The sequence below is a fragment of the Microbulbifer hainanensis genome (genome assembly GCF_014904735.1).
Classification (GTDB): domain Bacteria; phylum Pseudomonadota; class Gammaproteobacteria; order Pseudomonadales; family Cellvibrionaceae; genus Microbulbifer; species Microbulbifer hainanensis.
This window is the reverse complement of record NZ_JACZCR010000024.1, coordinates 35,508-47,368: the sequence shown is the minus strand read 5'-3', so window position 1 is coordinate 47,368 and position 11,861 is coordinate 35,508. Positions and strand designations below refer to the sequence as shown.

Annotated in this window: 16 protein-coding genes; 5 read left to right on the top strand and 11 right to left on the bottom strand. The window is 61.7% G+C overall.

Annotated features, from left to right (window positions below):
• Positions 1-16 precede the first annotated feature (16 nt).
• Genes IG168_RS08355 through IG168_RS08350 form a run of 3 tightly spaced genes read left to right on the top strand, consistent with a single transcriptional unit; the run spans position 17 to position 2,407 of the window.
• A complete protein-coding gene (locus tag IG168_RS08355; protein ID WP_193163830.1) occupies positions 17-712 on the top strand; it encodes a tetratricopeptide repeat protein in 696 nt (231 codons plus the stop codon).
• Between the two features lie 2 nt (positions 713-714).
• Positions 715-1,809, top strand: coding sequence for a sensor histidine kinase (locus IG168_RS20625; RefSeq protein ID WP_226876709.1), 1,095 nt, complete (start codon positions 715-717; stop codon positions 1,807-1,809).
• Complete coding sequence (locus IG168_RS08350; RefSeq protein WP_226876704.1) at positions 1,796-2,407, top strand: response regulator transcription factor; 612 nt, start codon at positions 1,796-1,798, stop codon at positions 2,405-2,407. The genes IG168_RS20625 and IG168_RS08350 overlap by 14 nt, the downstream gene beginning before the upstream one ends.
• Positions 2,408-2,450: 43 nt before the next feature.
• Here the strand turns inward: IG168_RS08350 and IG168_RS08345 are convergent, their stop codons facing one another.
• The 5 genes from IG168_RS08345 to IG168_RS08325 all read right to left on the bottom strand — a co-directional run bounded on the left by IG168_RS08345 (position 2,451) and on the right by IG168_RS08325 (position 6,004).
• Positions 2,451-2,675, bottom strand: coding sequence for a hypothetical protein (locus IG168_RS08345; RefSeq protein ID WP_193163826.1), 225 nt, complete (start codon positions 2,673-2,675; stop codon positions 2,451-2,453).
• Between the two features lie 406 nt (positions 2,676-3,081).
• Positions 3,082-3,420 (bottom strand): P-II family nitrogen regulator, encoded by a 339-nt coding sequence (locus IG168_RS08340; RefSeq protein ID WP_067084464.1) that lies wholly within the window; start codon positions 3,418-3,420, stop codon positions 3,082-3,084.
• Between the two features lie 148 nt (positions 3,421-3,568).
• Positions 3,569-4,828 carry an ammonium transporter gene (locus tag IG168_RS08335; RefSeq protein WP_193163824.1) on the bottom strand — a complete coding sequence of 420 codons (1,260 nt, stop codon included), beginning with the start codon at positions 4,826-4,828 and terminating at the stop codon, positions 3,569-3,571.
• Positions 4,829-4,908: 80 nt separating this feature from the next.
• Positions 4,909-5,247 (bottom strand): P-II family nitrogen regulator, encoded by a 339-nt coding sequence (locus tag IG168_RS08330; protein WP_193163822.1) that lies wholly within the window; start codon positions 5,245-5,247, stop codon positions 4,909-4,911.
• A 52-nt stretch (positions 5,248-5,299) separates the two neighbouring features.
• A complete protein-coding gene (locus IG168_RS08325; RefSeq protein ID WP_193163820.1) occupies positions 5,300-6,004 on the bottom strand; it encodes a TorF family putative porin in 705 nt (234 codons plus the stop codon).
• Between the two features lie 507 nt (positions 6,005-6,511).
• Here IG168_RS08325 and IG168_RS08320 point away from each other — a divergent pair.
• Together IG168_RS08320 and IG168_RS08315 are read left to right on the top strand one after the other, a co-directional pair.
• Entirely contained in the window at positions 6,512-6,760 is a 249-nt protein-coding gene (locus IG168_RS08320; protein WP_193163817.1) for an accessory factor UbiK family protein, read from the top strand.
• A gap of 31 nt (positions 6,761-6,791) precedes the next feature.
• Entirely contained in the window at positions 6,792-8,282 is a 1,491-nt protein-coding gene (locus IG168_RS08315; protein WP_193163814.1) for a YifB family Mg chelatase-like AAA ATPase, read from the top strand.
• On the opposite strand, the gene IG168_RS08310 is transcribed toward IG168_RS08315, so the two are convergent.
• The 6 genes from IG168_RS08310 to IG168_RS08285 all read right to left on the bottom strand — a co-directional run bounded on the left by IG168_RS08310 (position 8,279) and on the right by IG168_RS08285 (position 11,744).
• The gene (locus IG168_RS08310; RefSeq protein WP_193163812.1) at positions 8,279-8,824 is read right to left on the bottom strand and encodes a GNAT family N-acetyltransferase; all 546 of its coding nucleotides are present in this window, start codon (positions 8,822-8,824) and stop codon (positions 8,279-8,281) included. The two genes, IG168_RS08315 and IG168_RS08310, sit on opposite strands and share 4 nt — an antisense overlap.
• Positions 8,824-9,561, bottom strand: a complete 738-nt coding sequence (locus tag IG168_RS08305) for a tetratricopeptide repeat protein (RefSeq protein WP_193163810.1) — start codon at positions 9,559-9,561, stop codon at positions 8,824-8,826. Before IG168_RS08305 ends, IG168_RS08310 begins: the two co-directional genes overlap by 1 nt.
• 64 nt (positions 9,562-9,625) lie before the next feature.
• Positions 9,626-10,507 (bottom strand): subclass B3 metallo-beta-lactamase, encoded by an 882-nt coding sequence (bla, locus tag IG168_RS08300; protein WP_193163807.1) that lies wholly within the window; start codon positions 10,505-10,507, stop codon positions 9,626-9,628.
• Between the two features lie 35 nt (positions 10,508-10,542).
• Positions 10,543-11,037 (bottom strand): GNAT family N-acetyltransferase, encoded by a 495-nt coding sequence (locus IG168_RS08295; protein WP_319024677.1) that lies wholly within the window; start codon positions 11,035-11,037, stop codon positions 10,543-10,545.
• A 12-nt stretch (positions 11,038-11,049) separates the two neighbouring features.
• The gene (locus IG168_RS08290) at positions 11,050-11,523 is read right to left on the bottom strand and encodes a YaiI/YqxD family protein (protein WP_193163805.1); all 474 of its coding nucleotides are present in this window, start codon (positions 11,521-11,523) and stop codon (positions 11,050-11,052) included.
• A complete protein-coding gene (locus tag IG168_RS08285) occupies positions 11,523-11,744 on the bottom strand; it encodes a DUF3565 domain-containing protein (protein ID WP_193163804.1) in 222 nt (73 codons plus the stop codon). The genes IG168_RS08290 and IG168_RS08285 overlap by 1 nt, the downstream gene beginning before the upstream one ends.
• Positions 11,745-11,861: the final 117 nt, after the last annotated feature.

Genomic DNA, 11,861 nt, shown 5'->3' with positions numbered 1-11,861 from the left:
GACAAGGAGTCATACTGTGAAAAATTCCAAACCCTTACTGTTTTCTGTTGTCCTCGCCTGTGCCCTCCCCATCACAACGATGGCAGCCGCCCCCGCCCCTGCAGTGGAGCAGGCCTTCAACCAGATGGATATCTCCGAGCTGGAAGACCTTGGCACCACGGGCACTGACCCGTATCTCCGCGCGTATACCAGCTACCGCCTGGCCATCGCCCGCCACCTCACCCAGCACGCCGATGCCGGAGCCGCCCTGGACCAGGCCATGCAGGAACTGGAGCAATTGCACGGACTGGAAAGCAACAGCGATGCAGCGGCACTGTTATCGATGATTTACGGTTACCAGATTGCGCTGGCGCCGCTGAACGCTGTCCGCTACGGCCCGAAAAACCGTAAAATGACTGACCTCGCCCTGACGCTCGACGCGGACAACCCTCGGGCCAAGCTGGCAGAGGGTATCTCGCTATATCACCGCCCCAGCGTCTTCGGCGGCAGCAAACAGAAAGCACTGAAAGCCTTTGCCCGCGCCGCGACGCTTTATCGCAACGGCCGCGGCGGCGCGACCGCGGACTGGGGGCTGGCAGAGGCCCTGGTGTGGCAGGGACTCGCGGCGCAGGAGCTGGGTCGCGATGACGAGGCCCGGCAACTCTGGCGCGACGCGCTCGTCGCGCGACCGGATTTCCACTGGGCCAGCAACCTCCTCGAGGCCGAGAAATAGCCATGTATTTCAAGTCACCTCCCGGCCAACACCGTTTTATGCCCTGGGTGTGGCTGATCTTCCTCGGCTTTTACGCCTTCCAGCCGCTGTTTGCGCCCATGACGTCAGGCGAGCTGCTGATGTTCTGGGCCGGCCTGGGCGTATTTCTGTGGGCCTACTTTCGCGCGCTGGGCACTTGCCGGCCAGCGCCCTATATCTGGCTGATCACAGCGATAGGCGCCGTCGAGGCGCCTTTCAATCCCGGTGCCGCAGCGCTGTTTATCTACGCTGCCGCCTTCTCCGGCAACATGCTGCCAACGCGCCAGGCCACTACACACCTCGCGCTGTTGTTTATCGTCATTGGCCTCGAATCCTGGCTGCTGCAGCTGTCGCCGGCTTTCTGGCTGCCGGCGGCGCTGGTATCCATGGCGGTGGGTACCATGGGCATACTCGACCGCGTACAACGCGCGGCGGCACGTCAGCAGGCGCACGATCGCGATGAAATCGAGCACCTGGCCAAAGTCGCCGAACGCGAGCGGATCGCGCGGGATATGCACGACGTCATCGGCCACCACCTGTCCAGTATCGCACTCAAGTCGGAACTGGCCGGGCGCCTGCTGGCACGCGCCGAAACCAGCCCGATGAGTCTGGAACAGGCCCGACACCAGATCAGCGAGGTACAACAGCTGGCACGCGCCGCCCTGACCCAGGCGCGGGAGACCATCGCCGGCTACCGCCAGCGCGAACTGCGTTCCGAGTTGGAGCACCTTCGCCAGTGGCTGCAGGAACAAGGGTTTAACGTGGACATGACGATGGCGCTCGATGAGCTGGCACCGCGCATTGAATCCGCTGCCGCGCTGATCCTGCTGGAGGCCTGCACCAATATCCAGCGCCACAGCAATGGCGACCGGGTGAGCCTGGAGTGCCGCCAACTGGCAGACCGGCTGCAGATCAGGGTCGCCGATAACGGTGGCGCAGCCGATGTGGTCGAGGGCAACGGCTTGCGCGGAATACGCGAGCGGGCGCGGGCCCTCGGCGGCGAAATGCGCTACCGCACCGAGGCCGGCATGCAGCTGGATATCGAATTGCCTTTGGAGACCAGCATTGAAGCCGCTTGACCTGCTAATCGCCGAGGACCAGCACCTGGTGCGGGGTGCCCTGAAGGCACTGCTGGAACTGGAGGCAGACTTTCGCGTGGTGGGCGATGTCGCCAGTGCCGAAGAGGCGCTGGCGCTAATGGCGCAACAGCCGGTGGACGTGTTGGTGAGTGATATCGAAATGCCCGGCGCCAGTGGATTGGCCCTGGCCGAGCAAGTGCGCCGCCGCTGGCCCGCGTGCCGGCTGGTGATCGTCACCACCTTTAACCGGCGCGGCTATGTGCGCCGGGCAATGACCATGGGCGTCGACGCCTTCCTGCTCAAGGACGCCCCCAGCGAGCAACTGGCAGATGCCATCCGCCGCGCCGCCGCCGGCAAGCGGGTCATCGATCCGGAACTGATGCTCGATGCGCTGGCCGAATCCGATCCGCTGACCGCCAAAGAGCGCCGCGCGCTGCTGCTGGCGGCCGAAGGCCTCAATACCGCACAGATTGCCGCACAGCTGTGCCTGAGCGAAGGTACGGTGCGCAATTACCTGTCCGAGGCGATCAGCAAACTGGGCGCGCACAACCGCATCGACGCCGCGCGCATCGCCCGCCAAAAGGGCTGGCTTTACTGAGCGCGGCAGTCTTCGCTATACGGCCCCTTGGCCGGGTTGCGGATCAGATCGGTCGACTGCCGTATTTGGGTTGGGGTTTGCGCGGCGGGTCGGCGGTGACTTCGGGATCGATTTCACTGATGGCGCCTCCGCGGGAGAGAAACTCCTCGACATCAGAGCTCAGTTGACTTCTGGCTCGCTGGCGGGAGGTGATACTGCGTTCCTCGGCAAAATCCTCGGTGTCTTTGCTGCGAGAATTGTTGGCCTGTTCATCGTAACCATCTTTCATAGCTGAGACCCTGTAACTGCTACTCCTGTTACAGAGGGAGTACCCCTGTGCCGGCCTTGTCCTGGCATTAACAAGATTGAAGAAGCTGATTGACCGCCGGCGAGTCGCCTAGGGCGGGCGCCTGTGCAATTCGCGGCGATTAATATATAGGCACTCAGCGATGGGCCCGCCAGCTTTACCCCCTCTGACAGGTAGAGTTTTTGTTACGGAAATAAAGCAGATTTATTGCTCTTGGTTATGCAATTTTTCGCGACAGATTTTTGTGCGGGAATCCTGCCAACGTAACGACGGGATAAAAGGGTCAGCGTTAATTTTCACCCCCACAGACACGAAAAAAGCCCCGCGAGGGGCTTTTTTGGTATTGGCGGTTTTCTCCACCAAGCGGGCGAATTCGTGTCGCTCCGGCTTATACCGCTTCGCTGCCGGTCTCGCCGGTGCGGATACGGATCACCTCTTCGAGTGCGGTGATGAAGATTTTGCCGTCACCGATCTTGCCAGTCTGCGCAGCTTTGGTGATCGCCTCGACGGCGCCGTCCACCATGCTGTCGTCCACTGCCAGTTCCAGCTTCACCTTGGGCAGAAAATCCACCACGTATTCGGCGCCACGATAGAGCTCAGTGTGGCCCTTCTGGCGGCCGAAGCCTTTGACCTCGGTCACTGTCATGCCCTGTACGCCCACTTCCGACAGCGCGGTGCGCACGTCATCCAGTTTGAAGGGCTTTACCACAGCCGTTATCAATTTCATCTTATGTCTTTCCCCTGGTTGGAGGCCGATAGTTGACCCGATTCCTAGTTTCGGCAACCGGCGGCAGCGCTGGCCGCCGCCGGTGGAAAACTTTCCGTTCATCGGTCACCGCAGCCACACTCGGGCGGAGCGGCGACCGTTCAGGGCCTTATTTGCCCATGAATTCCGGGTAAGCTTCCATTCCACATTCGACCAAGTCAACACCTTCTTGTTCTTCCTCTTCGCTGACGCGAATACCGGTGATGGCCTTCAGCAGGAACCATACGGCGAAGGAAGTGGCGAATACCCAGACGAAGATGGTGGCAGCACCGGCCAGCTGGCCAGTGAAGCTGGCGCCGTCGTTGGTAACCGGTACCAGCAGCAGGCCGAGCAGACCAACCACACCGTGTACGGAGATGGCGCCCACCGGGTCGTCGATCTTCAGTTTATCCAGCGCAACGATAGACACGACTACCAGTACACCGCCGATGGCGCCGAACAGGGTGGCCTGCAGCGGGGTCGGGGTGGACGGCTCTGCAGTGATGGCCACCAGGCCGGCCAGGGCGCCGTTCAGCAGCATGGTCAGGTCGGCCTTGCCGAACAGGACGCGCGCGGTAATCAGTGCGGCGACGGCACCACCGGCAGCCGCGGTGTTGGTGTTCAGGAATACCATGGCCACGGAGTGCGCGTTGGCGGCATCGCCCAATTTCAGTACGGAACCGCCGTTGAAACCGAACCAGCCCATCCACAGGATGAAGGTACCCAGGGTTGCCAGCGGCAGGTTGGCACCGGGGATGGCGTAGACTTCGCCGTTCGGGCCGTATTTGCCTTTGCGCGCGCCCAGCAGCAGTACGCCGGCCAGAGCCGCGGCGGCACCCGCCATGTGCACGATGCCGGAACCGGCAAAGTCGGAGAAGCCCAGGTCGCCCAGGTTGTACATGCCAAATACGGCGTTGCCACCCCAGGTCCAGGAACCCTCGAACGGATAGATGACACCGGTCATTACCACGGCGAACACCAGGAAGCTCCACAGCTTCATGCGCTCGGCCACGGCACCGGAAACAATGGACATGGCAGTCGCCACGAAGACCACCTGGAAGAAGAAGTCGGACGCAGCGGAGTAGACGGAATCACCGTCGAAACCGTTTTCCGCAGAGCTTGCGAGCACGCCTTCCAGATCAAAAGCTTCGATGCCTTTCAGCAGGAAGCCGCCGTCGTACATGATCGCGTAGCCGCACACCAGGTACATGATGCAGGCAATCGCGTAGAGCGCGACGTTTTTGGTGAGAATTTCGGTGGTGTTCTTCGAACGCACCAGACCGGCTTCCAGCATGGCGAAGCCCGCAGCCATCCACATGACCAGGGCACCCATGGTAAGGAAATAAAACGTATCAATTGCGTACTGCAATTGAAAAATTTGATTTTCCATTTTTCGCTCCGTTCAATCCCGAGAGTTTTGAGAGTCTTTATGTTTTATGGCGAATGTAACGCTGCGCGATAACCCGCCGGTTAAATAGCGTCTGCTCCGGTTTCACCGGTACGAATGCGCACCACCTGCTCCAGGTCGGAAACGAAAATTTTTCCGTCGCCGATCTTGCCGCTGTGCGCGCCGGTTCCAACGGCTTCCAACACGGCGTCCAGCAGGCCGTCTTCCACTGCGATCTGCAGCATGGTTTTGGGCAGAAAATCCACTACATACTCGGCGCCCCGATACAGTTCGGTATGCCCTTTCTGCCGGCCGAATCCCTTCACTTCACTGACGGTAATCCCGTTGACACCGGCCTCGGCCAGCGCGTCGCGCACCGCGTCGAGCTTGAAAGGTTTGATAATTGCGGTGACCAGTTTCATTTGTGCTCCCCCATAGTAATGTTGCCCTGCTCCGCAGAGCAGGGCGCCCGCGTTACCAGGTATAAGTGGCGCCAGCGAGTACTGACGGTTCACACCAGTCCAGGTTGAAACATTCCTTGTCGCTGATATCGGTACCCACCAGCGACGCGCTCAGCGACAGTCCGCCGAAGTCCTTGCCGACGGAGACCGAGTAGTCGATGTAGGAGTCGGAACCGTCGAGGAAACCCACTTCGTCCAGCATGTTGGCGCCGACGTGGAAATCGAGGCTGATGTCGGAAGGCAGCGCAAAGCTGTATTCGGCGTAGGGGTAGTAGAAGGCCCCGGTGCCGGCCCAGTAGTCATCGGAATAGGCCAGGCCCAGGGTCAGGTCGGAAAAGCTCAGGCTGCCGTAGACTTCCTGGTAGTCCTCGTCTTCGCCACCCGGATAGCCGTAGTAGATGTAACCAACGTCATAGCTGACGCTATCATTCAACTGGCCGCCGTAACCGCCGTAGACGTCGGTTTCGTAGTCAGTACCGTCGTAACCAAAGTCCACTTGGGAAGCCCAGGTGCCCAGGTAAAAGCCGTTGCCGAAATCCAGGTCGACACCGCCCTGCACGGCCGGGCTGCCGTCGGTCTGGGAAATACCGCGGAACTTGTAGTCGGTGACTACACCGAGGTTGGCGCTGGCGGAAACACCGCCCTCAGCCGCATTTGTTGCAGTGGATACACCCAGGGTCAAAGCCCCGGCCGTCAGGATGGCAGCGATCTTATTCATTTTGATTCCCACCTTATTTCTCCTTGGTCTCTGTGTTTGTCTCGTCGTCAATTTTTATTCGGTGCAGCCTGCGTTCAGCTTCGGGGGCCGGCCACTGCGGATTGGTGGCGGCGGTTATTTATCGGCCTCGTGAGCACTTCCTCGCCCGGCGGCTGAGAATGGTCTGCGGTGGAACACCTGCACCAAGCTGCACTGCTTTTAGTGCAGGCTTGATGCCAACTCTGCATTCCGTTTGAAAAATCAACGACTTATCGGCAGTTTTTGGAGGGGAAAGCGACGCTGCGGAAATCGCCGCAAAGATATGGCGCACCAAAATGAAGCCGCCTCAGGCGGTGCGCACTGATGTGGTGAGGCAAATCGCGCCGATGAACCAACAAGGAGCACATTGGCGGCGCAATGTGCGCTTCTTCCTTCACGGAGTGCGCAACTGCACACATTCACGCCAACCGTCGGGCTGGGTTACAATCCGGTACCAGAAAACCGATGCTTTTTAGCGAGGAATTGCCGGTGTCAGCGGAAAAACTGCAACAGTTATTGAGCGAACTGCAGAAACAGGGCGCAGTGGTCACCAGCGACCTGCGCGACGCGCTCGCCGTGGCGCTGGGCAATTTGCCACTGGTTTCCCAGCACGAGTTCGATACCCAGGTGGAGATACTGCGGCGCACGCGGGAAAAACTCGCCCGTGTGGAGGCCCAGGTGGAAACCCTCGAACAGGCGCTGGCCGACCAGGAGGGCAAGGCGCCCCCCGCCGACTGATTCCATCAAGACGAATTTCAAGGATGAAATTTTGAGCCTTTCCGTCACCTACTCCCGCGCACAGTTGGGCGTCGACGCGCCGCTGGTCACCGTGGAGACCCACCTTGCCAACGGCCTGCCCGCATTCCATATCGTCGGCCTGCCCGAAGCGGCCGTGCGCGAGAGCCGCGACCGGGTGCGCAGCGCCCTGATCAACAGCCACTTTGAATTTCCCCAGCGGCGCATCACCGTGAACCTGGCCCCGGCGGACCTGCCCAAGGAGGGTGGGCGCTATGACCTGGCGATCGCCATCGGCATTCTCGCCGCCTCCGGACAGATTCCCTGTGAACCGCTGCAGAACTATGAATTTATCGGCGAGCTGGCGCTCACCGGTGCACTGCGCGAAGTGAGCGGCGCCCTGCCCGCCGCCATTGCCTGCGGCGCTGCCGGGCGGCGGCAGGTACTGCCGCGGGACTCCGGTGCCGAAGCGGCGCTGGCGGACGGCGAGATCCGCACCGCCGAATCCCTGCTGCAAGTGTGCGCCGAACTGCACGGCCGCGAATCCCTGCCCGCCGCCGAGCGACAGCCGGCAAGCAACGAAATCCCCTGCGCCGACCTGGCCGACGTGCGCGGCCAGTTGAAAGCGCGGCGCGCGCTGGAAGTCGCCGCGGCCGGTGGCCACAACCTGCTGTTTTACGGGCCGCCCGGTACAGGCAAAACCATGCTCGCCAGCCGCCTGCCCGGCATATTGCCACCGCTGACCCAGGGCGAGCTGATCGAGGTGGCCGCGGTCTACTCAAGCGCCGGACTCGCGGACTTGCGCCGGCGCCCGTTCCGCGCGCCGCACCACAGCGCTTCGCCCACCGCACTGGTGGGCGGCGGCAGCAACCCGAAACCGGGGGAAATTTCCCTGGCCCACCGCGGCGTGCTGTTCCTGGACGAAATGCCCGAGTTCCCGCGCCACGCACTGGAAATCCTGCGCGAACCACTGGAGAACGGCGAGGTGCGCATCTCCCGCGCCCGCGCCCAGGTCACCTACCCGGCGGATTTCCAGCTGGTCGGCGCGATGAATCCCTGCCCCTGCGGCTATCTCGGCGAAGCCCGCTGTCGCTGCACGCCGGACCAGATCGACCGCTACCGCAACAAGCTGTCCGGCCCGTTGCTGGACCGCATCGATATGCAGGTGGAAGTGGCGAGCATGTCGGCGGGCCAATTACAGGACGCGCCGGCCGGTGAATCCTCCGCGGCAGTGTGCGAGCGCGTCCGCCTCGCGCGGGATATCCAGCTGGCGCGGCAGAATAAAATCAATGCGCAATTGCAGGGGCGTGAACTGGATGGAGTCTGCGCACTCGGTAACGCGGAACAGCAGTTGCTGCGGCAGTCGGTGGAACAACTGGGTCTGTCGGCGCGCAGCTACCACCGGGTATTGAAAGTTGCGCGCACACTGGCGGATCTGGCGGGGGAGGAAAATATCGGCGCGGGGCAGATTGCCGAGGCCATCGCCTACCGCAACCTGGATCGCAAAAGTGCTCAGCCGGCCTAGCGGAAACTGTCTCGCGCAATGCGGTAGAGACAGTGCTCCTGCAGCGGGTGCCCGACCGGTAAAGCCGGATGCAAGAAATTCTGCGGATCTTCCCGCATTCCCAGCTTTTCCATCACTGCGCGCGAGCGCCGATTGCTCACCACGGTGAAAGACACAACATCTACTAACTGCAACTGCGCGAAGGCAACCTGCAGCGACGCGCGCGCCGCTTCTGTCGCGTAGCCCTGTCCCCAGAACTCCGGCGCCAGACGCCAGCCGATTTCCACCGCCGGTGCAAACGGCATGTCGTCGGTGACGTTCTTGATGCCGACAAAGCCAATAAAGCGTTGATCCGCCATTCGCTCCACCGCCCAGAATCCCCAGCCGTGTTGATCGATATGGGCGATCTGGCGGTCGACAGCCGCGTCGCTCTCCGCGCGGCTCAGCAGCGCGGGAAAGAATTCCATCACCCGCGCATCCGCATTCATCGCGGCAAAAGGCGCGCGGTCGCTGTCGCGCCACTGGCGCAGTTGCAGACGCGCGGTTTGCGGCTCGATCAGCATCAGCCGGCCAGTTCGCTGCGGGCGAGCTGGAGCAGATCCCGGTGCAGCGTCTTGTATTGTTTGCCGAGGTGGTCAGCCTTCTGTAACACCTCGCGGAATATCCGGTTGGCCAGGTCCGGCTGGTTCTGCGCTTTCAGGAACTTGCCGTAATAGACCGCCGCTTCCGGGCCGGGGTAATAGCTGTGCAGCACTTCGTATTCGTGCAGCGCAGCGGCCACCTGATCCATGCCTTCCAGCGCTCGCGCATAGAGCAGGTGCGCTTCCGCATTACGGTAGTCGGGGTTGCGTTCCTTGAGCTGGTCGAGGGTTTCCCTGACCTCGGCGTACTCGCCCAGCTGGAACTGCGCGCGCGCCAAGCCGAACAGGATATCCGGATCATCCACATGCGGCCCGTGCAAGCACTTGCGGAACAGTTCCCGTGCGTCTTCCGCCAGCCCCCGATTGAGGCACTCATTGGCGAGGCGCATGGAATTTTCCACCGTGTCGGAAACCGTGTACTCGCGCACCGCCCGATTGATATCCCGGTTGGGATTGATGGCCGAGCGCACTTTGCGCCGGGCGTGGCGCCCCGCGCGGCTGTTCGACAGCCCCGGCAAAATCTCTACGATGAGATAGGCGATCAGGCCGGCCATCGGCAGCATCACCACGATCCAGATCCAGGTGGTGCTGCGCCCCGTTTTCAGGATGTGGACGACAAATGCGACCTGCAGCAGCAGGGAAAGAATTAAGAAAGGCATCCCCGAATATCTCCGGTTCTTATTATTTTTCGTGTTTAGGTCGGCAAAGTGTAAATGCCGATCATTACATCGACTTTACTTGCGCCGATTTCTGCTCAGCGAGCTGTTGCTCGAACACCCGCTGCGCATTGTCCGCGTACACACGACAGCCGATGGGTTTTTCCTGTACCGCGCGCATGCCGTACTCCCAACCACTGGCATTCGGGTGCGGCGTCAGCAGCAGGTCACATGGCAGCGCGCGCACGGTATCGAAGCTGTGCTGGTAGTCGTCGACAATTCGCGGGTAGCGCGGGTTGTTCAGCAACTGGTAGCCGGGCGCGGTGAGACTGTCGACGTAGGCGACATTCACGAGCTTGCCGTCGCGGCGGTCGCGCCAGGTCCAGGCCATGCTGCCCGGGGTGTGGCCGGGCACGAAGTGCACCTGCAGTTCCAGCTCGCCAAGCCGAATTTTTTCGCCGTCGTGCACCAGACGATCGGTCTGTAGCGGCGGATAGATAATGCCATCGCCGAAGTGAATGTCATTGGATCCACCGCGGGCCATCAGCTGTGCGGTCTCTGCGTTACTCACCACCTGTGCACCGGTGGCCCGCGCGACCGCGGCGAGGGAACCGGCGTGGTCGCCGTGGCCGTGGCTCTGCAGGATCAGTTTCAGGTCGGTGGGCGCGAGCCCGAGCACACGTAAATTCTCGAGCAGGTGGTCGGCGGCCTGGGGCATGCCGCCGTCGATCAGCACGGCACCGGATTTGGTTGTCAGCAGCAGGCTGCTGAGGCCCTCGGTGCCGATCTGCCAGGTGTGTTCGGCGACGCGCAGTGGCTGCACCGGTGTGCGCCACTCCTCTTTTACCTGATAGGCGTGCAGCTGCGGCAGCGGTTTTGCCGCTTCGCCGTGTGCGCTTACGGCAACTAGCCCGAGCAACGCGGAGGCAATTGCTGATCTGACGGCCATATTCAAACTCCCTGTTAACTTCTGATTTTTCACTTTTATTCCGTCGCTGAAAAAGCGCCGGCCGGCGCGACCATGTAATCGCACCAGCTGAGCCACTCCTGCTGTTCCGGGTAATCGGCAAACTGGAAACCGAGTTTTTGGTAGAGCCCACGCGCGGGCGGGTTGTCTTTCAATACGAACAGCGATGTTTCGCGCAGCCCCAGCTCGCGGCAGCCGTGCTCGGCGAGTTCGGCGACCAGCTGCTGGCCGTAACCGGCACCGCGCTGGTGAGGCGAAACGATCAGCCGCCCCAGGTGGCAGCGGTCGAGGCGATTGTAATACTGGCCAAACGCAAAGAGTTCGCCACTGGCATTCGCCAGCACAAAACTGGCGAGATCGCCCCAACGGCAGTCTTCCACAAAGCTCTGCGCATCGAACGGATAGCGGAAGTTCGGCCCGCCCCACTGCACGCACTGCTCTCGATCCTGAATCCAGGACATCACGATTGGCAGATGGGTGTCCCGCGCAACTTCCAGTTTTGCTTCACTCACTGCGAGTATCCCTCAAGAATTTTTCCGCTGGGTCGGCAGCCGCTGCTGCGCCAGCCATTTATCTAACTGATCGGCGAAGGCCTTGCGATCCTGCTGGTTCAGCGCCGGCGGCCCTCCGGTGTGCACACCGCTGGAGCGCATGGTGTCCATAAAATCGCGCATGTTCAGGCGCGCACGGATATTCGCCTTGGTGTGGCACTCGCCGCGGGGGCTGAGCGCCTCGGCGCCCTTGTCGATCACCTCGGCGGCCAGGGGAATATCGCTGGTGATGATCAGGTCGCCGGCTGCGCAGCGCTGCACGATCTCGTTGTCGGCCACATCGAAGCCAGACGTCACCTGCATCGACTTGATCACCCGCGACGGCGGCACGCGCACCGGCTGGTTGGCCACCAGAGTCATCTCTGTCTGCGTGCGCTCGGCGGCGCGGAACAGGATCTCCTTGATCACCACCGGACAGGCGTCGGCATCCACCCAGATTTTCGCCATCAGCTGTTTACCTCCTCGATATTGTCCGGCGGCGCGCCATCGTCGCATTTGATGCAGTCGAGCGTCTGGCCAAGCATCGACTTGCGCCCCTCGGCGGTGATGACCCAGGGGCGGTTTTGCCATGGCGGATCGTGGCGCACGTGCTGGAAGTGACCGCAGGCGAGTTCCGCCACCCAGTGATCGTCCTCGTCACGGTGGTAGCTGGTGATGGGTTGTTGCATAGCGTTGGATACCGCTGAAAATCTTTCGGGCAGTTATAGCCAATTGGCGGCGGGAAGTATACGACTGGGGAGACGGGGAGAAGTAATGGCGGGAGCGGCCGCAAGACCGCCCCACCA